The 23,794-nt window shown below is 70.4% G+C and carries 21 protein-coding genes; 6 read left to right on the top strand and 15 right to left on the bottom strand.

The window, feature by feature from the left end; all coding sequences use genetic code 11:
- Positions 1-186: 186 nt before the first annotated feature.
- Positions 187-3,348 carry an isoleucine--tRNA ligase gene (ileS, locus tag ACFXI3_RS31655; protein WP_378404468.1) on the bottom strand — a complete coding sequence of 1,054 codons (3,162 nt, stop codon included), beginning with the start codon at positions 3,346-3,348 and terminating at the stop codon, positions 187-189.
- 413 nt (positions 3,349-3,761) lie between these two features.
- Here ileS and ACFXI3_RS31650 point away from each other — a divergent pair, with 413 nt between their 5' ends.
- The gene (locus tag ACFXI3_RS31650) at positions 3,762-5,531 is read left to right on the top strand and encodes an HSP90 family protein (RefSeq protein ID WP_378404466.1); all 1,770 of its coding nucleotides are present in this window, start codon (positions 3,762-3,764) and stop codon (positions 5,529-5,531) included.
- The gene (locus ACFXI3_RS31645) at positions 5,531-8,275 is read left to right on the top strand and encodes a hypothetical protein (RefSeq protein WP_378404464.1); all 2,745 of its coding nucleotides are present in this window, start codon (positions 5,531-5,533) and stop codon (positions 8,273-8,275) included. Before ACFXI3_RS31650 ends, ACFXI3_RS31645 begins: the two co-directional genes overlap by 1 nt.
- A gap of 47 nt (positions 8,276-8,322) precedes the next feature.
- Here ACFXI3_RS31645 and ACFXI3_RS31640 read toward each other — a convergent pair whose 3' ends face one another.
- The gene (locus ACFXI3_RS31640; RefSeq protein ID WP_378404462.1) at positions 8,323-9,663 is read right to left on the bottom strand and encodes an MFS transporter; all 1,341 of its coding nucleotides are present in this window, start codon (positions 9,661-9,663) and stop codon (positions 8,323-8,325) included.
- A gap of 64 nt (positions 9,664-9,727) precedes the next feature.
- On the opposite strand from ACFXI3_RS31640, the gene ACFXI3_RS31635 reads away from it, so the two are divergent.
- Entirely contained in the window at positions 9,728-10,516 is a 789-nt protein-coding gene (locus ACFXI3_RS31635; RefSeq protein ID WP_378404460.1) for an ArsR/SmtB family transcription factor, read from the top strand.
- Here ACFXI3_RS31635 and ACFXI3_RS31630 read toward each other — a convergent pair.
- The 11 genes from ACFXI3_RS31630 to ACFXI3_RS31580 form a co-directional block, all read right to left on the bottom strand.
- On the bottom strand, positions 10,461-11,078 hold the full coding sequence (locus ACFXI3_RS31630) for a hypothetical protein (protein ID WP_378404458.1): 618 nt from the start codon (positions 11,076-11,078) through the stop codon (positions 10,461-10,463). The genes ACFXI3_RS31635 and ACFXI3_RS31630 overlap by 56 nt on opposite strands.
- Positions 11,079-11,230: 152 nt before the next feature.
- Complete coding sequence (locus ACFXI3_RS31625) at positions 11,231-12,082, bottom strand: DivIVA domain-containing protein (RefSeq protein ID WP_344284893.1); 852 nt, start codon at positions 12,080-12,082, stop codon at positions 11,231-11,233.
- Between the two features lie 53 nt (positions 12,083-12,135).
- Positions 12,136-12,408: a YggT family protein gene (locus ACFXI3_RS31620; RefSeq protein ID WP_037367937.1), complete on the bottom strand. Its 273-nt coding sequence runs from the start codon at positions 12,406-12,408 to the stop codon at positions 12,136-12,138.
- 115 nt (positions 12,409-12,523) lie between these two features.
- On the bottom strand, positions 12,524-13,096 hold the full coding sequence (locus ACFXI3_RS31615) for a cell division protein SepF (protein WP_370935949.1): 573 nt from the start codon (positions 13,094-13,096) through the stop codon (positions 12,524-12,526).
- Positions 13,097-13,177: 81 nt separating this feature from the next.
- Complete coding sequence (locus ACFXI3_RS31610; RefSeq protein WP_344284887.1) at positions 13,178-13,909, bottom strand: YggS family pyridoxal phosphate-dependent enzyme; 732 nt, start codon at positions 13,907-13,909, stop codon at positions 13,178-13,180.
- Positions 13,906-14,619 (bottom strand): peptidoglycan editing factor PgeF, encoded by a 714-nt coding sequence (gene pgeF, locus ACFXI3_RS31605; protein WP_344284884.1) that lies wholly within the window; start codon positions 14,617-14,619, stop codon positions 13,906-13,908. Before pgeF ends, ACFXI3_RS31610 begins: the two co-directional genes overlap by 4 nt.
- A gap of 224 nt (positions 14,620-14,843) precedes the next feature.
- Positions 14,844-16,160, bottom strand: coding sequence for a cell division protein FtsZ (gene ftsZ, locus ACFXI3_RS31600; protein ID WP_344284881.1), 1,317 nt, complete (start codon positions 16,158-16,160; stop codon positions 14,844-14,846).
- A gap of 228 nt (positions 16,161-16,388) precedes the next feature.
- Positions 16,389-17,150 (bottom strand): anti-sigma factor, encoded by a 762-nt coding sequence (locus ACFXI3_RS31595; protein WP_344284878.1) that lies wholly within the window; start codon positions 17,148-17,150, stop codon positions 16,389-16,391.
- Complete coding sequence (gene sigK / locus ACFXI3_RS31590) at positions 17,147-17,740, bottom strand: ECF RNA polymerase sigma factor SigK (protein ID WP_354750522.1); 594 nt, start codon at positions 17,738-17,740, stop codon at positions 17,147-17,149. Before sigK ends, ACFXI3_RS31595 begins: the two co-directional genes overlap by 4 nt.
- Positions 17,733-18,458 (bottom strand): DUF1365 domain-containing protein, encoded by a 726-nt coding sequence (locus tag ACFXI3_RS31585; RefSeq protein ID WP_378404484.1) that lies wholly within the window; start codon positions 18,456-18,458, stop codon positions 17,733-17,735. Before ACFXI3_RS31585 ends, sigK begins: the two co-directional genes overlap by 8 nt.
- Positions 18,452-19,732, bottom strand: coding sequence for an NAD(P)/FAD-dependent oxidoreductase (locus ACFXI3_RS31580; RefSeq protein ID WP_378404454.1), 1,281 nt, complete (start codon positions 19,730-19,732; stop codon positions 18,452-18,454). Before ACFXI3_RS31580 ends, ACFXI3_RS31585 begins: the two co-directional genes overlap by 7 nt.
- 63 nt (positions 19,733-19,795) lie before the next feature.
- On the opposite strand from ACFXI3_RS31580, the gene ACFXI3_RS31575 reads away from it, so the two are divergent.
- Together ACFXI3_RS31575 and ACFXI3_RS31570 are read left to right on the top strand one after the other, a co-directional pair.
- The gene (locus ACFXI3_RS31575; protein WP_378404452.1) at positions 19,796-21,034 is read left to right on the top strand and encodes a class I SAM-dependent methyltransferase; all 1,239 of its coding nucleotides are present in this window, start codon (positions 19,796-19,798) and stop codon (positions 21,032-21,034) included.
- A complete protein-coding gene (locus tag ACFXI3_RS31570) occupies positions 21,031-21,810 on the top strand; it encodes a DUF1295 domain-containing protein (RefSeq protein ID WP_378404450.1) in 780 nt (259 codons plus the stop codon). The genes ACFXI3_RS31575 and ACFXI3_RS31570 overlap by 4 nt, the downstream gene beginning before the upstream one ends.
- Here ACFXI3_RS31570 and ACFXI3_RS31565 read toward each other — a convergent pair.
- Together ACFXI3_RS31565 and ACFXI3_RS31560 are read right to left on the bottom strand one after the other, a co-directional pair.
- Positions 21,797-22,240, bottom strand: coding sequence for a DUF664 domain-containing protein (locus tag ACFXI3_RS31565; protein ID WP_378404448.1), 444 nt, complete (start codon positions 22,238-22,240; stop codon positions 21,797-21,799). The genes ACFXI3_RS31570 and ACFXI3_RS31565 overlap by 14 nt on opposite strands.
- Entirely contained in the window at positions 22,237-22,746 is a 510-nt protein-coding gene (locus ACFXI3_RS31560) for a DinB family protein (RefSeq protein ID WP_344284863.1), read from the bottom strand. Before ACFXI3_RS31560 ends, ACFXI3_RS31565 begins: the two co-directional genes overlap by 4 nt.
- Before the next feature lie 114 nt (positions 22,747-22,860).
- On the opposite strand from ACFXI3_RS31560, the gene ACFXI3_RS31555 reads away from it, so the two are divergent.
- Entirely contained in the window at positions 22,861-23,295 is a 435-nt protein-coding gene (locus ACFXI3_RS31555; RefSeq protein ID WP_378404446.1) for an OsmC family peroxiredoxin, read from the top strand.
- Positions 23,296-23,794 lie beyond the last annotated feature (499 nt).

Genomic DNA, 23,794 nt, shown 5'->3' with positions numbered 1-23,794 from the left:
AGACGGAGGCACGGCTGGGCCGATGGCGCGCCTCGATCGGCCAGTTCGCCCGCGCCTGCCCGACGTCCGTGAGGGGAACCCTGGGGGAATCAGAGTCCCTCAGGGTTCCCCTCACGGACCTGGGCCTGCCCGATCGCGGCCAGCACGGCGTCGAACTCTTCGCTTATGCCGTCAGGGCGCGGGCGCTTACGCCTTCGCGACCGCCACGCGGACCTTCACGCCCTCGCCGACCGTGCCGTCGAAGCCCTCGGCCACCTCGCCGTAGGACACCGACGTCGCGAGCGTTTCGGAGGCCACGAACTCCTCGTGCTTGCGCACCGCGTCCGCCACCTCGCCGGGAGCGTCCACGGTCAGCGAGATCCGGTCCCCGACGTCGAGACCGGCCTCGCGGCGGGCCTGCTGCACGACGCGGACCAGGTCGCGGGCAAGGCCCTCGGCCGCCAGGTCCTCGGTGACCTCGGTGTCCAGCACGACCAGACCGGCCCCGCCGGGCAGCTCGGCCGCCGCGCCGCCGCCGGCCGCCACCAGGCGCCGGTCGTACTCGCCCTCGACCAGTTCGACGCCCGCCGCCACGACCGCGCCGGAGGCGTTCGTCGTCCAGTCGCCCGCCTTGACCGCCTTGATCACCTGCTGCACGGCCTTGCCCAGCCGCGGCCCGGCCGCCCGCGCGTTCACCGCGACCTCGAACGTGCCGTGCGCCGCGACGTCGGCGGTCAGCTCCACCGACTTCACGTTCACCTCGTCCCGCAGGATCTCGGTGAACCCGCGCAGCGGCTCGACGTCCTCGGCCGCGACGACGAGCTTCGCCAGCGGCAGCCGCACCCGCAGCTTGTTCGCCTTGCGCAGCGCCAGCGCCGACGACGCCACCTGCCGCACCTTGTCCATCGCGGTCACCAGCGCGGCGTCGGCGGGCAGGTCGAGCGCGTTCGGCCAGTCGGTCAGGTGCACCGAACGGCCGCCGGTCAGCCCGCGCCACACCGTTTCCGTGGTGAGCGGCAGCAGCGGCGCGATGACCCGGCAGGTCACCTCCAGCACCGTGTGCAGCGTGTCGATCGCGTCCTGCTCGCCCGCCCAGAAGCGGTCGCGCGAACGGCGGACGTACCAGTTCGTCAGCACTTCCAGGAAGTCCCGCACGGTCTGGCAGGCGCCCGCGATGTCGTAACCGTCCATCGCGGACTCGACGTCGGTGACGAGCTCGTGCGTTTTCGCCAGCACGTACCGGTCGAGCAGGTGCGTGGAATCCGTGCGCCACTGCCCCTGCTTGCCTTCGGCATTCGCATACAGGGCAAGGAAATAGTACGAGTTCCACAGCGGCAGCACGGCCTGGCGGACGGCGTCGCGGATCCCCCGGTCGGTGACGACGAGGTTGCCGCCGCGCAGGATCGGGCTCGCCATGAGGTACCACCGCATGGCGTCGGACCCGTCGCGGTCGAAGACCTCGTTGACGTCCGGGTAGTTCCGCAGCGACTTCGACATCTTCTGGCCGTCGGAGCCGAGCACGATGCCGTGCGACACGCAGGTGCGGAACGCGGGCCGGTCGAACAGCGCGGTCGCGAGCACGTGCAGCAGGTAGAACCAGCCGCGGGTCTGCCCGATGTACTCGACGATGAAATCGCTCGGGTAGTGGTGCTCGAACCAGTCGGCGTTCTCGAACGGGTAGTGCACCTGGGCGTACGGCATCGACCCGGAGTCGAACCACACGTCGAGCACGTCCGGCACGCGGCGCATGGTGGAGCGGCCGGTCGGGTCGTCCGGGTTCGGCCGGGTCAGCTCGTCGATGTAGGGCCGGTGCAGGTTGTCGAGCCGCACGCCGAAGTCGGCCTCCAGCTCGTCCAGCGAGCCGTAGACGTCGATCCGCGGGTAGGCCGGGTCGTCGCTGCGCCAGACCGGGATCGGCGTGCCGAAGTAGCGGTTGCGGGAGATCGACCAGTCGATGGCGTTCTCCAGCCACTTGCCGAACTGGCCGTCCTTGACGTTCTCCGGGTACCAGGTGATCTGCTGGTTCAGCTCGACCATCCGGTCCTTGAACTGCGTCACCGCGACGAACCACGACGACACCGCGCGGTAGATCAGCGGGTTCCGGCAGCGCCAGCAGTGCGGGTACGAGTGGTCGTAGGTCTCGTGCCGCAGCAGCACCGCGCCCTGGCGCGCCGCGCCGCCGGTGCCGTTCTTGAGGTCCTTCACGATGTTCGGGTTCGCGTCGAACACCTGCTGCCCGGCGTAGTCCGGCACGGTGTCGTCGAACTTGCCGTGGTCGTCCACCGGCGTCACCGGGGCGATCCCGGCCGCGTCGGTCACCACCTTGTCCTCGGCGCCGTAGGCGGGCGCGATGTGCACGACGCCGGTGCCGTCTTCGGTGGTGACGTAGTCCGCGGACAGGACACGGTGCGCGTTCTCCGTGCCCACGAAGTACGGAAACGGCGGCGCGTAACGGGATCCGAGCAACTGCTCGCCGGTGTAGCGCGCGACGACGGCCGGTTCCTCGCCCAGTTCGCGGGCGTACGCGGCCACGCGCTCCTCGGCGAGCAGGTACCGCTTGCCGTCGCTTTCCACCACGACGTACTGCACCTCGGGGTGCACCGCGGTCGCGAGGTTGGACGGCAGCGTCCACGGCGTCGTGGTCCAGATCAGCAGATAGGTGCCGTCGAGCTCGTTGTCGTTGCCCTCCAGGCGGAAACCGACCGTGACGGCCGGGTCCTGGCGGTTGCGGTAGACGTCGGCGTCCATGCCCAGCTCGTGGTTGGACAGCGGCGTCGCGTCGCGCCAGCAGTAGGGCAGGACGCGGTAGCCCTCGTAGACGAGTCCCTTGTCCCACAACCGTTTGAACGCCCAGAGCACCGACTCCATGTAGGTGACGTCGAGCGTTTTGTAGTCGTTGTCGAAGTCGACCCAGCGGGCCTGGCGGGTGACGTACTCGCGCCATTCGTCGGTGTAGCGCAGCACGGATTCGCGCGAAGCCTCGTTGAACTTCGCGATGCCCATCTCTTCGATCTCGTGCGTCTCGGTGATCCCGAGCTGCCGCATCGCCTCGAGTTCGGCGGGCAGGCCGTGGGTGTCCCAGCCGAACCGCCGCTCGACGTGCTTGCCCTTCATCGTCTGGTAGCGCGGGACGATGTCCTTGACGTACCCGGTGAGCAGGTGCCCGTAGTGCGGGAGGCCGTTGGCGAAGGGCGGGCCGTCGTAGAAGACGTACTCGTTGTCGCCGTTCGTGCCCTCGGGACGGGCGTCGACGGTCGCCTGGAAGGTCCGGTCGCTCTCCCAGTACGCGAGGACGCTCTCCTCCAGCGCGGGGAACGACGGCTGGGACGGGACCGTGGTCTCTCCGCCCGGCGAAGCCTGGGGGTACATCCGGGTGCTCCTCGCATTCGTCGCTCGTACGGGCGACCGGCGGCCGCCCACACGGGGACGAGACGCTCGCGCGTCACGCGGTACCACCCCGCTTGCCCGGCACGCTGCTCCCGGGCCACTCGTTCGCACGGCTGTCACGGGCCGCACCCGTCCGGTTCTACTGCGGGCGGCGAGCGCCCGGTTCTTCCGGAGGCTCCCCGGTGATAGCCGGATCGACGCCTTGCTGACTCCAGATTAACCCGTCGCCGCAACTCGCTTTCGGCCTGCCCCGGCGGTGCTCGCCCGCGGCCGGGGCCGGCTCGCGAAAACCGATGTCACGCACCGGGTTCCGCCGATACGGTAACGACCGGGCGCGCACGGCGGATGTGCCGGGCAGATCTCCCTTCCCGCCACAGCACAGGAGTCGAGCACGGGTGAACCGTAGTTTCCAGGTGGATCTTCGCGGGGTCGTCGACCTGCTGAGCCAGCACCTTTATTCCAGTCCGCGCGTGTACGTGCGGGAACTGCTCCAGAACGCCGTGGACGCGGTCACCGCGCGAAAGGCGGCCGACGCCGCCGCGCCCGCCGCGATCGCGATCGACGTCGGCGACGGGACGCTGCGGATCACCGACACCGGCATCGGCCTGACCGAGGCGCAGGTGCACGAACTGCTCGCGACGATCGGCCGCAGCTCCAAACGGGACGAACTCGGCTACGGCAGGCGGGATTTCCTCGGCCAGTTCGGGATCGGGCTGCTGTCCGCGTTCCTGGTCGCCGACGAGACCCGCGTCGTCACCCGCTCCGCGACCGGCGCTCCCGCCGTCTCGTGGACCGGCCGCGCGGACGGCACCTACGCCGTCGGGCCCGGCGAACGGGACACGATCGGCACCACCGTCACCCTCACCGCGCGCCGCGGCTCCGAGCAGTGGTTCGTGCCGGCGACGGTCGTCGATCTCGCGACGCTGTACGGCTCGATGCTGCCGTTCGAAATCACCGTGAACGGCAAGGCGATCAGCGGCGACGGCGTCCCGTGGCAGGCCGATGAACGCTCCCCCGGGCACCGATCCGCGGACCTCGTCGGTTACGCGCAGGAGGTGCTCGGCTTCACTCCGTTCGACATCGTCGACCTCGACGTGCCGGAGGCCGGGCTGACCGGCGTCGCCTACGTGCTGCCGTTCCCGGCGAACCCGGCCGAGCAAGCCGGGCATCGCGTGTACCTCAAGCGGATGCTGCTCGCGGAGAACGCGCCCGGGCTGCTGCCGGACTGGGCGTTCTTCGCCCGCTGCGTCGTGGACACCGGTGAGCTGCGGCCCACCGCGAGCCGCGAGGCGCTGTATGACGACGATCAGCTCGCCGCGACCCGCGAAGCGCTCGGCGAGCAGCTGCGCGGCTGGCTCGTCGGGCTCTCGGCGACGAGTCCGCAGCGGCTGAACCAGTTCCTCAAGATCCATCACCTCGGCGTCAAAGCGCTCGCGGTGCACGACGACGACATGCTGCGGCTGGTCGACGAGTGGTGGCCGCTGGAAACGAACGTCGGCCGGATGACGCTCGCCGAGTTCCGCGCGCGCTACGGCGTGCTCCGCTACTGCGCGACCGCCGACGAATTCGACCAGCTGGCCGGTGTCGCGGCCGCGCAGAACCTGCCGGTGATCAACGGCGGCTACACCTACGACAGCGAACTCGTCGAACGCGTCCGCGCGCTCGAACCGGAGGTGCGCGTCGACCGGCTCGACCCGAGCGACCTCACCACCTCCTTCGCCGACCTCGACCCGGACACCGCCCTGGCGGTCCGTCCGTTCGCCGCGGCCGCGCAACGCTGCGTCGACCGGCTCGGCTGCGAGGTGGTGCTGCGCGAGTTCGAGCCCGCGTCGCTCCCGGTGCTCTATCTCGTCGACCGCGCCGCCGCGTTCGCCGGCGAACTGCGCGCGACCAAGGAGACCGTCGACGAGCTGTGGGCCGGGGTGCTCTCGGCCTTCGAAAAGCCGGAACGGGACCGCCCGCAGCTCGTGCTCAACTACCGGAACCCGTTGGTGCGGCGCATTTCCCGGCTGGAGAACGCGGAACTGACGGCGCTGGCCGTCGAATCCCTCTACGGACAGGCGCTGCTGCTCGGCAGGCACCCGCTCCGGCCCGCCGACTCCGCGCTGCTCAACCGGGCCTTCCTCGGCCTTCTCGACCACGCCGTCCCGAACCGGGAGAACTGATGACCGCACCGACCGAACAGGACCTGTGGAGCCGGCTGGGGTCGGCCAGGGCGCTCCCCTTCGGCAAGGGCCAGATCGCCGCGACGGAGAGCCTGGTCCGGACCGCCGACGCCGAGGGCATGGCGGACCTGCAGTACGCCGCCCGGCTCTCGCTCGTCCGCGCGTACACGAACGGCGGCGAGCCGGCGAAGTCGTTCGTGCCGTTCGCCTGGTGCCTCGCCAAGCACGACAAGGGCGAGGGCAACGAAGGGTGGGACTACCTCCTCTTCTGGTCGTTCAAATCCATCGTCGCGTCGCTGACCGATTTCCCCGAGGTGCCGCTGGACCGCACGTACGCCGTGCTCGACGACATGGAGCGCAGGTACCGGGCGGCCGGGTACACGATGAACCCGGTGCACCAGCACCGGCAGATCGTGGCGCGGCACGTCGGCGACCACGAAACGGCCGTCGAGCAGTACCGGCTCTGGCACGCGGCTCCGCGCGGCGAGATGTCGGACTGCGTCGGCTGCGAGCCGTCCGGCAAGGTCGGCCATCTCAGCCGCTACGGCCGGTTCGAGGAGGCCGTCGCGGTCGCCGAACCGGTGCTCGGCGGCACGCTCGCGTGCAGCGAGCAGCCGAAGTGGATCCTCTCGAAGCTGCTGCTTCCGTTCGTCCGCACCGGACGGCTGGACGAGGCGGCGCGGGCGCATCGGCAGGTGTACCGCACGATCCGGCACAACCGGCTGGACCTGGACCTCATCCCGCGCCACCTCGAGTTCTGCGCCCGCACCGGGAACCACGTGCGCGGGCTGGAAATCCTCGAACGGCATCTCGGCTGGCTCGGCGAGGCACCCTCCCCGTACGTCGAGATGGAGTTCTGCGCGGCCGCGGCGCTGAACCTGCGGCTGGTCGCCGATTCCGGGCACGGCGGCACGACCGTGCGGCGGCCCGACGGCGAGGTTTCCGTCCAGGCACTGCACGACGAGCTTTCCGAACGCGCACTGGGCATCGCGGCCCGCTTCGACGCCCGGAACGGGACCGGCGAGCAGAGCGACCTGATCCGCGCCGTCCTCGCCGCCGAGCCGATCGTGGACCGACTGCCGCTGTCCTCGACCAGCCCGCGTCCTGTTTCCCCGCCGCCGGAGTCCGCCGCACCGTCCCTTCCGGACACTCCCGAAGAGCTGGCCGGCCTCGCCGAGCAACACATCCGGCGCAGTGAAGACAAAGCTGCCGAAGCTGTCTGGGCGAAATTCGACGAGCTGTGCCCGGAACCGGCCGGATCGCTGCTCGCCCGGCGGCTGTCCGGATCCGCGAGTTCGTCCGTGGACGCCGACCCCGAAGCCGCCGAGCGCGATTGGCTGCGCGCGGCCGAACTGTTCGCGGCCGAGGGTGCCGAGGTCGCCCGGCACGCCGCGGCGAGCAAGGCCGGGCTCGCGCGTCTCGAACGGGGCGAACCCGAAGCCGCCCTCGCCGCTCTCTCCGGCGCGGCGGAGGCGCTCGCCGGGCTCGGCGACCAGGAACAGCACGTCCGCGCGCTGCTGCGGTGGTCCATGGCGTTCGCCGTGACCGACGACCTCGACGCCGCGTTCGAGATTCTCGGCCGCGCCGACGCAGCCGCCACCGAGATACCCGCTGACCTGACCGCCCGGCTTTTGCTGCTGCGCGGCGAACTCACCGCTCGCAGCGGCCGCCTGGACGAGGCACGCGAACCGGTCGGACGCGCGGCGGAGCTGTTCGCCGAGGCCGGGTTCGCCGATCAGGAGGCGCATGCCCGGCTCATGGCCGGACGGATGACCGCCGCGACCGGCGACCTCGAGGCGGCTTACGCCACGGTGCGGCGCGCCGAGTCCGCCGTCGCCCCGGGCCTGCGCGCCCAGGTGCGGCACACCCTCGGGTTGCTCGCGTCCGACCTCGACCTGCTGGAGGAGGCGGTGGACCACTGCCGCAGCGAGGTCGCCGACCTGACCGAGGCCGGGGACGTGGCCGGTGCCGCACTCGCCCAGCTAGGGCTGGCCGCCGCGGCCGGACGCGCCGGAGACGCGCTGACCGCCGCCGACGCTGCCGAGGCCGCCATCGAGGTCCTGGAGAAGGACGGCGACGAGGACGAACTGGCCAGAGCGCGCTTCCTGCTCGCCGGGGCGCACCGCACGCTCGACCAGCGGGATCCGGCGCTGGTCCTGCTGGAGCAGGTGCTCGGGCATTTCGCCGCGGCGGGCAATGAGCCCGCGGCCGGACAGGCGGCCGAGACCATCGGCGACATCCTCGACGAACTCGACCGCGACGGCGAGGCCGCCGAGTCCTACCAGCGCGCCGCGGAGCACTTCAGGACGGCCGAAATCCCGGTCGACACCGTGCGCAACCTCCGCCAGGCAGCGTTGTCGTGGCAGTGGGCGAAGGAATCGGACCAGGCCTTCTCGGTGCTGGCCGAAGCGGAAAAGAGCGCCGCGGACCTCGAAGGCGACGAGCCGCCGGTCCTCTGGGAACGAGCCATGGTCGCCTTGAACGGCGGCAAGCTGCTGGCTTTCGCGGAACAGCCTGAACAGGCGCTGCCCCGGGCGACCGCGGCCGTCGAACTGTTCCTGGCCCTCGGCGCGACCACCGAGGCCGCGATCGCCGCGAGCCTGCGGGCCCGGCTGCTGGTCGAGCTGGGCCGCCCCGCCGAAGCGCGAACCGCGACGCAGGCCGCGATCGACGGCCTGCCACCGGAGGCGACGGAGCAGATCGAGCGGCTCGAAGACCTGCTGGCGGAGCTGGACGCGGAGTAAACGAGCTCCGTCGGGCCCGCGGGTTTTCCCGTGGGCCCGACGGCGACTCAGCGCGTCGGCTCTAGCCGCTTGACTCGAACCCGCTGCACCGTCACCACCGCGAGCACCGCGGCCGCAAGCCACAGCCCGGCCGAGACAAACCCGAGCAAGTGCAGGCCGTGCAGAAACGACCCCTGCGCCGCCGGTTCTCCCGCCACCGCACCGAAAACCGCCACGCCGAGCGCACCGCCCGCCTGTCGCGCCGCGTTGTTGATTCCGCCCGCGATGCCCGCGCGCTCCCCCGGCGCGTCGGCGACCGCGGCGGTCACCACCGCGGCGGTCAGCAGTCCCATCCCGACGCTGAGCACGAACAGCGTCGGCAGCAGCGTCCAATACCCGGTGCCGGGGCCGATCCGCAGCAGGTTCAGCATCGCCGCCACGCCGAGCAGGAGCCCGGCCACGATCTGCGGGCGCGGGCCGAACCTCGCGGTGAGCCGTCCGGAGACCGGGCCGAGCAGGACCATCGGGACGAACATCGGCACAACGGCGACGGCAGCGGCGATCGGGTCCGCGTGGAGCACGTCCTGCAAGTAGAGCGTGAACACCAGCACCGAACCCAGGCCGACGAAGTTCATCGCCGCGGACACCAGGTTCGCCCCCGCCGTCTGCCGGGACCGCAGCAGCGACAACGGCAGCATCGGTGCCGCAGAATGCCGTTCCACCACCACGAGCGCCACGGCCGCCGCCACCGCGAGCAACCCGACCCACGGCGTCTTCGCGATCACCGCGTACACGCCGGAGCCGAGCGCCAAGGCCGCGGTCGCCGCCCCGGGAACGTCCACGCGGCCCGGTTTCCGGACGTCCGGCGGCACCAACCGCCGGGTCGCGACGGCCGCCGCGGCGACGATCGGGACGTTCAGCCAGAACACCGGCCGCCACCCGGCCGTCTGCACGAGAAGCCCGCCCAGCAACGGCCCCGCAGGCAAAGCCAGCGCCGAAATCCCAGCCCAGATCCCCAGCGCCCGGGCGCGTTCCGTGCGACCGGGGAACGTCCCGGTAATCACCGCCATCGTGCCCGGCAGCAGCAACGCCGCTCCCACGCCTTGCACCGCTCGAGCCGCGACCAGCCAACCCGCCGACTGCGCCAGCCCGCACGCCGCCGAAGCAGCCCCGAAAACGCCCAGCCCGGCCAGCACCACGCCGCGGTGCCCGAGGACGTCGCCGAGCGCTCCCCCGGTCAGCAGCAACGCGGCGAGCACGACTGAATAGCCGACCACGACCCACTGCAGCTGCGGGACGTCCGCGTGCAGTTCGCTGCCGAGGGTGGGGAGGGCGACGTTGACGACAGTGACGTCGAGCTGCACCAGGAACATCCCGGCGCACATGGTGAACAAGATCGCGGTGCGCATGGGTCCAGCAGACACCGGGAACGCTTCCGTCGCGGTGGAAGTGTGCCGGGGGCATGCTGGAGGCATGGAAGGAGACGCCGACATCGCGCGCACCGCCGCCCTGTTCGCCGATCCGGCGCGGGTCCGCGTGCTGATGGCCCTCGCGGACGGCCGGTCGCTGGCCGCGTCCGTGCTGGCCGGCGAAGCGGGCCTGACCGCGCAGGGCGTGAGCGCGCACCTGTCGAAACTGCTGGCGGCAGGCTTGGTGACCGCGGAAAAGTCCGGCAGGCACCGGTTTTACCGCATCGCCGGAGCGGCCCCGGATCTGCTGGAGGCGCTGGCCCGGCATTCCCCGCCGCGGCCGGTCCGTTCACTGCGGGAAGGCACCCGCGCGGAAGCGTTGCGCACGGCGAGATTGTGCTACGACCACGTCGCCGGGCGGCTCGGCGTGACCGTCACGGCGGCGTTGCTCGACCGCGGCGCACTGGCCACTGTGGATGGTGACCCGACCACTCAGCGACGTTCCGGGGACCGGATTTCCTCGCAACTGCAAGAACATCCGTACGTGCTGGGACCTGCCGCCGACGAGGTGTTCGCCGCGTTAGGCGTGAATGTCGAGGCAGCCGCGGAGAGCCGTCGTCCGCTGCTGCGGTTCTGTCTGGATTGGACGGAGCAGCGCCATCACCTGGCTGGAGCACTGGGCGCGGCGGTCACACGACAGTTCATGGACGCCGGGTGGCTCCGGTCGCGCGCGAAGGCGCATCGAGCGGTGCAGCTCACCGAGACTGGCGCGCGGGTGTTGGAAGACGTGCTGGGAGTCAGCGGTGCGCCGCGGCAAGCACCGCGTCCGGACCGCACCGCGCACACGGCGTGAAGCCCAGCTGCCGTGCCTCGCCGACGCCGATCGGGATGGTGTCGCGGCCGGACAGCCAGCCGCAGTCCACCAGGTGATAGCGCGGGTACTCGTCGACGACCACGACCTCGTCCTCGAGTTCCTTGACCACCTCGAGGTCCTCCGGCGCGGTCTCCTCCACGCCGGGCGGAGTGTCGCGCACCGCCTTGGCTTCGGATTTGGGCTCGCCTTCCGAAGCGGGCTTCTCGGCCTTCGGCTCCGGCACGTCCGCCGGATCGCCCAGCTCTCCCGTCGCGGGGAGCAGCGCGGTCTGCTCGGCGTCCTCCTCGACCGGGGCCGCCTCGGCCTTGTCCTTCTCCTCCGCCGAATCCGAATCCGTGTCGGCGTCCGAATCGGTCTCGGAGTCCGCGGCATCGTCGGCGTCCGCGCGCTTGCGCCGGCGCAGCCAGTCGACGAGCAGAAGCAGCCCGGCGAGGACCGAGAGGCCGATGGAAACCCAGGCCCACAGCGAGGTGCCCGTGATGAGCGCCGTGACGAGCAGCCCGAGAGCCGCCAGCACCAGAAGAAGGACGATGTAGAGCACGCTGAATTACAACACGGGCCGCCCGTTTTCCCGCTGCGACCCGCCCACGCGGTGTACCCCGCCGGTTCCCCACCGTGGCGGCTACCGGATCCGGACATGCCGAAACCCCGCCGGGTCGGAAGGTCATCCGGCGGGGTGCGTACGGCGGTGGGTCAGCCTGCCTCGGCGCGCGGGCCGAACGAGTAGCCCTGACCGCTGGTTCCGGTCGAGGACTGGCTCGAACCCGAGGAAGCCGACGCCGGGGCCGCGGAGCCTCGGTCGTCGAGCTCGCGCAGCTGGGACTCGAGGAAGCCGCGCAGCCGGGTGCGGTATTCGCGCTCGATCGTGCGGAGTTCCTCGATCTTCTTGCCCAGAGCGCCCTTTTCGGCGTTCAGGTTGTTCATCGTCTCGGTGTACTTGCGCTGCGACTCGCGTTCCATGGTGGTCGCCTTGTCGCGCGCCTGGCGCTCCAGCGTCTCGGCGCGCGTGCGCGCGTCGTTCAGCATCGTCTCGGCGCGGGTGCGCGCCTCGTTCACCATCGAGTCGGACTTCGCCCGGGCGTCGGACAGCAGCTGCTCGGACTTGGTCCGCGCCTCCGCCAGCATCCCGTCGGACTCGGTCTTCGCCTCGGCGGTGAGCCGGTCGGCCATTTCCTGCGCCAGGCCGAGGACCTTGGCGGCCTGCACGTTCGGCTCCCCGCTGTCGGGAACCATCGAGTGCGCCTGGGTCTGCTCCATCGCCGACGGAGCGGGCGGAACCGGGGCGAGCCGCCGCGACGGCTCGGGGTCGCGGCCCGGCGGCGGGCCGGCGACCTTCGCGTTCTCGAGCTCGGAGCGGGTCGACTCCAGCTCGGCGTCGAGCTGCTCCACCTGCTGCCGCAGCTCGTTGTTGTCCTCGATCAACCGGGCAAGCTCGGTCTCCACCAGGTCGAGGAACGCGTCCACCTCGTCCTCGTTGTAGCCCCTCTTGCCGATGGGCGGCTTGCTGAACGCGACGTTATGCACGTCAGCGGGGGTCAACGACATCAGATCACCTCACGCACTCCATGGCCTGCAGGACACACCCGGGTTTTCCCCGATCACCTGGGTGTCAGTTGCATCGCGAAGAACACAACCAACAGCAGCACCATAATCGACAAGTCCAGTCCTACGCCGCCGATCCGGACCATCGGAATGATCCTGCGGAACAACCGCACCGGCGGGTCGGTCACTGTGTAGATGGTCTCGAGCGTCACCGCAACCCCTCCGGCGGGACGCCATTCCCGTGCGAAAGTCCGCACGAGCTCGACCACGATCCGGGCCGTGAGCAGCAGCCAGAAGGCAAACAGCACGTACCAGATCGCAAGCCACACAGCATTCACGGCGACCACTCTAGCGGGGGACGGCCGAGTTGGGCGCGACCAGCCGCGCTGAGGGCGACATAGTCGACAAAATCACGTCTGGCTGCGCCCAGCGGTCCGGCCGTGTTCACCCGCGCAGGAACAATCCGCCCTCGGCGATCCGCCTGCGGTCCTCGGCGGTCACGTCCACGTCGGGCGGTGAGAGAAGGAACACCTTGTTGGTGACCTTGTCCATCGAACCCCGCACGGCGAACGCCAGCCCCGCCGCGAAGTCCACGATCCGCTTGGCGTCCGCGTTCTCCATCTCGGTGAGGTTGATGATCACCGGAATGCCCTCGCGGTAGTGCTCGCCGATCGCCCGCGCCTCGATGTAGCTCGTCGGGTGCAGCGTCGTGATCCGGCTGAGCGGGTCCCGCGCCGGCGCGGCGACCGGTTCGGCGACCGGCCGCAGCCGGGCGACCGGCTCCGGCTGGCGGTCCACGGCGAGCGCGCCGTGGGTGGACGGCTCGGCCGCCATCGCCCGCGACCGCACGCGCGCGGCGGGCTCGTCGTAGCTCTCTTCGACGTCGCGGTAACGCGCCCGGGTCCGGGCCGGCGGCTGGTCGTAGCCGTCGTCGTACTCGTCGTAACCGTCGTCGTAGCCGTCTTCGTCCGCGGGCACCATCCCGAAGTAGGCCTTCAGCTTCTGCAGCGCGCTCATAGCCTCTCCCTAGCCCTTGCCGCTCCCGCACCGTTGTGCCCCGCCCGGCCGGACACGAAACGTGACCACCGGGCGGACTCCCTACGGCGAGGCTAAACCGCGCCCGCCGAGCAACGCGGTTCCGACACGCACACACGTCGAGCCGTGCCGGATCGCCTGGTCCAGATCATGGCTCATTCCGGCGGACACGTCAGCGGCTTCCGGATACCGGGCGCGAACTCTTTCCGCCGCGCGGGACAGCCGGGCAAAAGCAGTGCCCGGGTCCTCCCCTAACGGGGCCACAGCCATCACGCCTCGCAACCGCAGCTCCCCCGTGTGGGCGATGCGGTCGGCGAGCGCGTCGACGTCTTCCAGCAGGGTTCCGCCGCGCGCGACATCGCCGTCGAGGCTCACCTGGACCAATACGTCGAGCGGTCCGGTCCGTTCCCCGGCTTCCCGCGCGGCGGCGACCGCGCGGGCGAGCGCGTCGGCGAGCCGCACCGAGTCGACCGACTGCACCTCGGCCGCCCAGCGCACCACCGAACGCGCCTTGTTGCGCTGCAGCCGCCCGACCATGTGCCAGCGCGGCGCGACGTCCGGACGCAGTTCGGCGACCTCGGCCGCCTTCGGACCGGCTTCCTGGTCGCGGTTTTCGGCGAGGTTCAGCAGCCCGAGGTCGGTCAGCAGCGCGGCGTCGGTCGCCGGGAACGTCTTGGTGACGCCCAGCAGCCGCACCTCGTCGCGGGACCGCCCGGCCGCGGCGCAGGCGTTCGCGATGCGCTCCTCGACCGCTGCCAGCGACGCCGCCAGCTCCGCCCGCCGCTCCTCGGTCACGCCTTCTCCTCTTCCAGCCAGGTGATGCCGGCGATCCGGCCGGTGGTGCCGTCGCGGCGGAAGCTGAACAGCGTCTTGTCCTCCGCCGTGCACCGCGGATCCGCGCCAACCCGCCCGACGCCCAGGTCGGCCAGCTGCTGCCAGAGCCCCGCGCGCAGGTCCAGACCGGTGGTGCCCTTGCGCGTTTTGCAGGAACTGCCGGGCAGATGCTTCTCGACATCCGCGGCCATCGCGGCCGGGACCTCGTAGCAGTCGCCGCAGATCGCCGGACCCAGCAACGCCTCGACCCGGCCCGGTTCCGCGCCGAGTTCGCGCATCGCCTCCAGCGCGGCGGGCACCACCCCGACCCGCGCGCCGACCCGGCCCGCGTGCACCGCGGCGACGACGCCCGCTTCCGGATCCGCCATGAGCACCGGGACGCAGTCCGCGACCAGCACCACGAGCGCGACGCCCGGCCGGTCGGTCACCAGCGCGTCGGTGGCTTCGGCGGCCGAGGTCTCGGTGCCGTCCACGACGGTCGCGGTGCGGCCGTGCACCTGCTCCATCCAGGCCAGCTTGTCCTCGGCGAGCCCCAGTTCGGACGCCAGCCGCTTGCGGTTGGCGTAGACGTCGCCCGCGTCGTCGCCGACGTGGTCGCCGAGGTTGAAACTCTCGTACGGCGGCCGGGAAGCCCCGCCCGCCCTGGTCGTGACCACTCGTCGTACTCGCACCCCGCCATCCTGCCAAAAACGACGGCGACTGCTCTCCCGGAGCCTCGTGCACGGCAATGCCGGTTAGAACCGGCGCCAGCACTCACGAGGCCCGCACACTTTGCCGCCGCGCCCGCGCCCCCGACGGCAGCACGCTCGCCCCGCGTGAGTGTGCGTCGTAGCCGAGGCACACGGAAACGGCCGCCCCGAACGTGTCGGGACGGCCGTTGCCGATGAATCCGTGCTTAGCGCCGCATGAACGGGGGCACGTCCACGTCGTCGTCGGTCGGGTCGTCGTGGACCGTCGTCGGACGGCTCGGCAGACCGCCCGTCGCAGAACCGGAACCGATCGGCGAATACCCCCGCGTGCCGCCTCCGGGTTGCGGGAGGCCGCCCGGCGGGGTACCGGTGCCCGGCTGCGGCAGGCCCGACGAAGGCGTCCGCGGCGGAGCCACCGGGTAGCCGGAGCTGCCCGCGGGCGGCACCGGGGTCGCCCCGGTCTGCGGCGGGGACTGCGGGGCCGAACCGCCGCCGACCTGGCCCGCCGCGGCGGACGCGGTGCCGTTGCCCTGTTTGCCGCCGAACGCGGGCGGGTCGAGTTTCTTGTGGGTTGGCGCGCCGGCGTCGAAGCCGGCCGCGATCACCGTGACGCGGACCTCGTCGCCGAGGGAGTCGTCGATGATCGTCCCGAAGATGATGTTCGCGTCCGGGTGCGCCGATTCCTGCACGAGCGACGCGGCCTCGTTGATCTCGAACAGCCCGAGGTCCGATCCGCCCGCGATGGACAGCAGCGCGCCGTGCGCCCCGTCCATCGACGCTTCCAGCAGCGGCGAATTGATCGCCTTCTCCGCGGCCTGTATCGCCCGTCCCTCGCCGCGCGCGGAGCCGATGCCCATCAGCGCGGAACCCGCGCCGGACATAACGCTCTTGACGTCGGCGAAGTCCAGGTTGATCAGGCCCGGCGTGGTGATCAGGTCGGTGATGCCCTGGACACCGGAGAGCAGCACCTCGTCGGCGGAGCGGAACGCGTCCATCAGGGACACGCCGATGTCGCCGAGCTGCAGCAGCCGGTCGTTCGGGATCACGATCAGCGTGTCGCATTCGTTGCGCAGCTGCTGGATGCCGTCCTCGGCCTGCTTGCCGCGGCGTTTGCCCTCGAAGGTGAACGGGCGGGTCACCACGCCGATCGTGAGCGCGCCGAGCTTGCGGGCGATCTGCGCGACGACCGGCGCGCCGCCGGTGCCGGTGCCGCCGCCCTCGCCCGCGGTCACGAACACCATGTCGGCACCCTTGATGACCTCTTCGATTTCCTCGCGGTGGTCCTCGGCCGCCTTCTGCCCCACCTCGGGGGCGGCTCCGGCGCCGAGTCCGCGGGTGAGTTCCCGGCCGATGTCGAGCTTGACGTCGGCGTCGGACATGAGCAGTGCCTGGGCATCGGTGTTCACCGCGATGAACTCGACACCCTTGAGGCCGACCTCGATCATCCGGTTCACGGCGTTCACGCCGCCGCCGCCGATGCCGACGACCTTGATCACCGCAAGGTAGTTGTGCGGGGGCGTCATCGGGTCCGCCTTCCTGATCGTGATGTGCACATGCCGCCCGCCGGGGCCGGAAACCCTCAACCTCAACCCGAGAGTGAGAGTTATGTCAACCACCGGCGTCAAGGCAGGACGGTAGGCGCCGCGCAAGCTCTAATCCAGTAGCCACGCCGTGAGCGGCAAAGGTGTTTTGCCACAACGCGAAGCCGTGCGCAAGGCCGGAACCCGCCGCGAAGCCCGGCGCGAGGTCTGCTATGCGGGCACCGAAGCGACCAGCACGACGTCGCTCGACGGCTTCCCCGACGGCGAACCCCCGGCCTGCTCCACACTGATCGCGAACTGCTCCGCACCAGCCAAACCGTCCGCCACCACCAGCGAACCCGACGGTCCGCCAGGCAGCAATCCGGCCGGGCGCGGCGCGAGATCCGGGCCCATCAGCCAGGCCTCGTACACCTTCCCGGACTGGACCGGCGGCAGCCCGGACTGCATGAACATCACGCGGTCCAGCTTCCGCGAGATCACCACCGTGCCGCCGCCCCCGCGCGGAGACACGACGTGCTCAGTCCGGGCGTCCGGCGCGGTGAGCAACTCGGCCACCGGCCGGTAGCGGTCGCGCGCGGTGTCCAATTCGGACTGTGCGCTGGTGAGCTGGCTGCTGGTGTGCAGCGCGATCCCGCCGAACACGCCGGCCAGGGCGAGCCCGACGACGGCGGCCGCGGCGGCGATCAGCATCGGCCAGCGACGCGGGCCGCGCGGGCGCGGTTCGGCGGACTCGGTCCGCGGCGGCAGCTGGCGGGTCGTGCGCATGTCCGCCAGCACCCGGTCCTTCAGCCCGGACGGCGGCTGCTCGTCCATCGCCGCGCCGAGCCGGGCCGCGGTCTCGCGCAGTTCCCGCACTTCTTGCGCGCACGAGTCGCACTGGTCGAGATGGCGGCGGAACTGCGCCCGCTCGACTTCCGACAGCGCGTCGAGCGCGTACGCGCCGGCCAACGTGTGCATGTCCGGACTGCTCACGCCGTCACCCCCAGGCAGTCGCGCAGCCGGATCAGCCCGTCGCGCAGTCTGGTCTTGACCGTCCCCTGCGGCGTGTCCAGCACGTCGGCGACCTCGCGATAGGTGTAGCCCTGGTAGTAGGCCAGGAGGACGGATTCCCGCTGCAATTCGGTCAGCGTCTTCAGGCAGCGCCGCACCTGCGAGCGTTCCAGCCGGGTCGCGACGGATTCGGCGACCTCGTCGAACGGACGTCCGCGCGCGGCCTCGAAGGTCGCTTTCCGCTCGCGTTCGGTGCTCGCCCGCGCGGACCGCACCCGGTCGACCGCGCGCCGGTGCGCGAGGGTCATCGCCCAGTTCAGGACGCTGCCCTTCGCCGACGAGTAGCGCGTGGCGGTCTTCCACAGCTCCACGAGCACCTCCTGCGCGACCTCCTCGGACTGCGCGGGGTCCCGCACGATGCGGCGGACGAGCCCGTAGACGGGACCGGCGAGCTGATCGTAAAGCCGCTCGAAGGCGCGTTCGTCCCCCTTCGCGACCAGCGCCATCAGGTCCTCGGCGCTCGTCGAGGGCACCGCCGAGAGCCGGTCGGCCGGGCGTGCGCTCTCATCCATGGAGGGCTCCTGCCGTGTTCTGTCCGGTCCGGGCGACGACCGGGGCCTTGCGCCGCCACAGCGCGAGCCCGTGGCGACGGATCAACGCGGCGACACGGTGCGGTTGCAGCGGCCGGCCCAGCAGGAAGCGCGCGAGCGTGCGGATCCCGGCCGGACGGCGGACTCCTCGCAGCGTAGCCGTCAGAGCCGCGTCGCCGTCGCGGTGCAGGACGACGGTCAACGCCAGCAGCGCGTCCGGGCGCGGCAGGTGCATCCGGTACTCCCCCGCCATCTCCTGGAACGGCGACACGTAGAACTCCTTGTCCGCCCGAAGGTCTTCCCCCGGCCGGAGCAGGTAGGCGTGGCGGCCGCCGTAGGTGTTGTGCACCTCGGCGACCACGCAGGCGAGCGCGCCGTCGGGCGTGTGGCACCAGTAGACGGTGATCGGATTGAACACGTACCCGAGAACGCGCGCCGACGCGAGCATCGTCACCGGCCCGCCGCGCAAGTCCACTCCGCGGTGCGCGAGCCAAGAGTCCAGTTTGGACCGGATGTCGCCGGGCTCGTCGCGGTCGAAGTGGTCGCGGCCGTCGAAGCGGGCGAACGGCCGGAGCCACCACGGCAGTCGCGGCAGGCGGTCGAGGTCGGCCAGCCACAGGTACATCCGGTGCGCGAAGGAGTACGGCGGATCGGCCCGGCGGACGTGCGCGACGGTGGCGTCGTAGAGAGCGGTCACCAGGTCACCCCGAAACTGGCCGCGGCGCGGACGCCGGAGGAACAGCCGTCCTCGTGGAATCCCCAGCCTTGATAAGCACCGGCGTACGCGATGACGCCGTCGTTCAATTCCGCCAGACGTCTTTGCGCGGCAACGGATTCCGGCGTGTAGATCGGATGCTCGTAGGACATTTTCGCGACCACTGCCGCGGAGTCGAGACCAGCACTCGGATTAAGGGTCACGGCGTAGGTCGTCGCTTCTTCGAGTCCCATCAAGCGATTCAGGTCGTAAGTGACTTGAACGGCGTGCAGATCGGCACCGCAGCCAGGCGTCCGGTAATTCCACGAGGACCGGGCAGCGGGCACCGTCGGCAGCACGGCGGGATCGGTGTGCAGCCAGGCTTCGTTGCGCGAGTACCCAAAGGCACCGAGCAATTCCTGTTCTGCCGCAGTGGGATTCGCCAACAGCCGCAACGCCTGATCGGCATGCGTCGCGACCACCACCCGGTCGACCCGGTGCACGGTATCGGCATCGTCGCGCACCTCGACGCCGCGCGCGGTCCGCTGCACCGCGCGGACCGGAGTGGACAAATGCACGGCAGTCAGCTGCTTGGCCGCCCGCTCGACATACTCCCGCGAACCGCCGACGACCGTCCGCCACGCCGGCGAATTCCGCACGGTGAGCATTCCGTGGTTGCGCAGGAATTCGAACAGATACCGCGCCGGATACTGCATGGTGTCCCTGCGATCGGCGGACCACACCGTCGAAACGAGCGGCAGCACGAAATGGTCCACGAAATACCGCGAATACCCGCCGATCGCCAGGAACGCTCCGAGCGGAACGTCGCCCGCGTCGGCGCGGGACAGCAGCCGCGCGGCGTGCCGGTGGAACCGCTTCACCTCGGCCAGCATGAGCAGGTAGCGCGTGGACGCGGCGTTGCTCCGTTGCGCGAACAACCCGCGCAGGCCCTTCGCCCCGGCGTACTGCAGACCGCAGCCGTCGCAGCGGATGCTCATCGACATCTCGGTCTCGCGGGTGCGGACGCCAAGCTCGCCGAACAGCCTCAGCAACGTCGGGTAGGTGCGCTCGTTGTGGACGAGGAACCCGGTATCGACGGCGACCGTCCCGCCGTGCGCGCTCGGCACGTCGTGGGTGTGGGCGTGTCCGCCGAGCCGGTCGTCGGCCTCGAACAGCAGAACCTCGTGGCGGCGCTGCAGCAGGTACGCGGCGGTGAGGCCGGCGACCCCGCTGCCGATGACAGCGATGCGTTGTCCCGTGGTGTGGTGCACGGAAGGCATTCGGCACCGCCGCCCGGCCGGATTGGTACCAATCCGCGCGGCCATCGGCTCCGAAGCCCCGGTATGCCGAAATCCGCAGCTCACCGACTAGCCGACTTCGCCGAACGCCTCCTCGGCGCTCCGTTGCCGGTGGCCGTCCGCACCTGGGACGGGCACGAGGCCGGGCCAGCCGGGCCGACCGTCGTCCTGAAAAACCGCCGCGCGCTGCGCTGGCTGCTGTACTCCCCCGGCGAGCTGGGCCTGGCACGGGCTTACGTCTCCGGCGACTTGGACGTCGAAGGCGACCTCACCGAAGGCTTCCGGCGAATCTGGGCTTACCGGCCGCAACTGTCCGCACGCGACTTCGGCGAGGCAGTCCGCTTAGCCGCCCGGCTCGGCGTACTCGGCCTGCCACCGAAGCCGCCCGCCGAAGAAGCCCGGCTGCGCGGAAAGCTGCACACCCCCGGCCGGGACCGGTCGGCGATCTCGCACCACTACGACCTGTCGAACGCCTTCTACCAGCTGCTGATGGACGATTCGATGGCGTACTCCTCGGGTTACTGGTCCGAATCCGCCGATCTCGCCCGCGCCCAGCACGACAAACTCGAACTGATCTGCCGGAAACTCGGCCTGCGCCCAGGCATGCGCCTTCTCGACGTCGGCTGCGGCTGGGGTTCGCTGCTCGTGCACGCGGCGAAGCATCACGGCGTCGAGGCCGTCGGCGTGACGATCTCCGCCGAGCAGGTGCAACACGTCAAAACCCGCCTGGCGCAGCACGATCTGGACGACCGCGTCGAGGTCCGCAGACAGGACTACCGCGAACTCGCCGGCGATTCCTTCGACGCCGTAGCCTCGATCGAGATGGGCGAACATGTCGGCGAAGAGAACTACCCGACCTACGCCGCCACGTTGTTCCGCATGCTCAACCCCACCGGACGACTGCTGCTGCAGCAAATGTCCCGCGGCGCCGTCGCGCCCGGCGGCGGCGCGTTCATCGAGCGCTACATCGCCCCCGACATGACCATGCGTCCGCTGAGCCGCACCCTCGGCCACCTCGAAACCGCAGGCTTCGAGATCCGCGACGTGCACGCGTTGCGCGAGCACTACGTCCCGACCGTGCGAGCCTGGGCAGACACCCTGGAGCAACACTGGGATGAAGCCGTCGCACTGATCGGCGAGGCAGGCGCCCGGGTCTGGCGACTATACCTGGCCGGCGGCGCACTCGCCTTCGAGGAAAACCGCATGGGCGTGGACCAGATCCTGGCCGTGCGTCCCGACGAGAACGGCCGCACCGGAATGCCGTGGACGAGGGAGTGGGCATGATCCCGCTGCTCGGCCTCACCGCCGGAGTCACCCTGGCCGCAGTGACCCTGACCTTCGGCATCGCCCGCCTGCGCCACCGCTACGACACCATCGACACCTTCTGGGGCTTGGGTTTCGCTCTCGTAGCCGTGGTCTCGTTCCCCCTCGGCACCGGCCCGCTCGCCCTGCGCCTGACCACCGCCGCGCTCACTGTCGTCTGGGGCGTCCGCCTGGCCGTCCACCTGCACCTGCGCAACCGCGGCAAGCCGGAAGACCCGCGCTACCAGCAGATTGTCGAACGCGCGGGCCAGAACCCCGGCCTCCGGATCTTCGTGCGGACCTACCTGATGCAAGCCGTGGTCCTGTGGTTCGTCTCGCTGCCCGTGCAATTCGCCATGTCCGGCACGGGTTTCGGCGTGACTGCCTGGCTGGGAGTGGCGGTCTGGCTGCTCGGCTTCGCCTTCGAAACCGTCGGCGACGAGCAACTCCGCCGCTTCCGCGCCGACCCGGCGAACCAAGGCCAAGTCCTCGACACCGGCCTCTGGCGCTACACCCGACACCCGAACTACTTCGGCGACGCCTGCGTCTGGTGGGGCCTCTACCTGCTGGCCTGCTCGACGTGGCCCGGTGCCGCGACAGTGCTTTCTCCGGTCGCGATGACCTTCACCCTGGCCCGCGGCACCGGCAAACCCATGCTGGAGAAAGGCATGCGGCACACCCGTCCCGGCTACGCCGACTACATCTCCCGCACCAGCGGTTTTCTCCCGCTGCCCCCGAAAAAACTCACTCCCCGATGAGCCCCCGCAACAACTCGAGATGCCGTGCGGTCTCCTTCACCAAGTACTCGACCACCGTCGCCACCGTCACCAGCTGATCGCCCGCGAACCCCACCGGATCCTCCAGCGACCGATCCTCGAGGGCCTCACGGCACAACTCGACATTGTCCTGATAAGCGCTGCGCAACTCGTCGACCGGCAGGTCGAGCCCAACCGCGAACGCAGCTTCGCGCCCTGCCTCCAACTGCTCGGCCCACCGCTCCGGCCGCCCGGTGACAACGACGTCGTACATGGTGTTCTCCACCAACGCGAGATGCCACAAAATCCCGGCGGCGGTCATCAACTCGCCGGGCCAGCGAGCCTGCTCGTCGGTGAGCACGGAGCACTTCCACGCCACGGTCGCGCGCAGCAGTTCGAGGTCGTCGACCAGCTGCGCGCGATCGAGGCTCACTCCCCCGTGAGACCGTCGGTCAACTCGCGCAGAAGGTCCAAGTGCCCGAGATGGCGCGCGGTCTCCTCGATCATGTGCGTGACGACCCACCGCACCGTGAGCGGTTTGTCCCCCTTGAACAGCACCGTGTCCTCGAACCCCCGAGCCGCGACCACCGCCCGGCACTTCTCGACCTCGGCCTCGTAATCAGCGAGCAGCTGCGTCATCGGCAGCTCCAACGCGACCCGGAACTCAGCGTCCCGGTCGATCTCGAGCCGATCCGCCCACTCGTCCGGCTGCCCGTCCAGGACGACGCGGAACCAGTAGTTCTCGACGAGCGTGAGGTGGCACAACAACCCGGCGATGGTGGTCAGCTCACTGGGCAAGTGCTTCCGGCGAGCCTGCTCGTCGGTGAGCCCGGAGCATTTCCACACCACGCTGGCCCGCAGGAAGTCGAGAAACCCGGTGAGCTGAGTGCGCTCGTCCCCCGCCATCGGCGGGTCAGGACGTTCAGGAGCATTGGTCACCCCCGAAGTCTGCCGCACGAGGCCACCCGTTTTCGTGAATTACCTTGCGCGCAATGTAATTGCGCACTACCTTCACGGGTGTACGCATTCCCGACCGCATTCAAGGAGACAGCGATGCCCAGCCGCGACGCGACCACCCACTGGACCGGCGGACTGCAGAAAGGCAAGGGCGAGGTCACCCTCGACTCGTCGAACCTGGGCACCTACGAGGTGTCCTTCCCGACCCGGTCCGGCAATCCGGACGGGCACACCAGCCCCGAAGAACTCATCGCCGCCGCCCACTCGAGCTGCCTGGCGATGAACCTCTCGGGCGTCCTGGAATCCCAGAACCTGGAAGCCGAATCGATCGACGTCTCCGCCGAGGTCACCCTGGGTCCCGCTGCCGGCGGCGGCTTCGAAATCAGCGGCATCGCCATCACCCTGCGCGCGAAACTGGCCGGCGTGACCGCCGAACAATTCGCCGAACTGGCCGAAACCGCCGAGAAGACGTGCCCGGTCTCCAAGGCCCTCTCCGGCACCACCATCACCCTGGACGCCGCCCTGGCCTGACCTCGCGCGCCCGCCAGTTCCGTGAGGGGAACCTTCACGGACTCTGAGTCCCTCAGGGTTCCCCTCACGACCCGCGCGCCCGTTCCGACGCCGTGAGGGGTTCCTTCACGGACTTAGATTCCCTCAAGGGGCCCTTCACGGACCCGCCCCCGCTGCCGCGACGCACCAACGCCGCATTCGACGCATCCCACCGCACCCAAGGCGGCATTCGGTGCGCAACATGCACCCAACGCCACATTCGGTGCGCCCCACGCACCCAACGCCACATTCGGTGCCTCCCACGCACCCAACGCCACATTGGGCCCCTACGCAGCCCCACCTCGCGAACCCCAACGCGACCATCCGCTCAGCCGTGCGCACCCACCGCCCAACCGCAGCCAGTGCACCCGCCCAACCAGGCAGCCACACTCCCCCGCTCCCCGATACGAAGCCAAAAACGCGGCGCGGGGGGGGTGGTGTATGTATAAATAACACAAAGAAACAAAAAAACCCCACCCCC

This window comes from Amycolatopsis sp. NPDC059235 (assembly GCF_042754125.1).
In the GTDB taxonomy this organism is placed as follows: domain Bacteria; phylum Actinomycetota; class Actinomycetes; order Mycobacteriales; family Pseudonocardiaceae; genus Amycolatopsis; species Amycolatopsis albidoflava.
The sequence above is the reverse complement of the archived record's forward strand: the minus strand, read 5'-3'. Positions and strand labels throughout refer to the sequence as shown.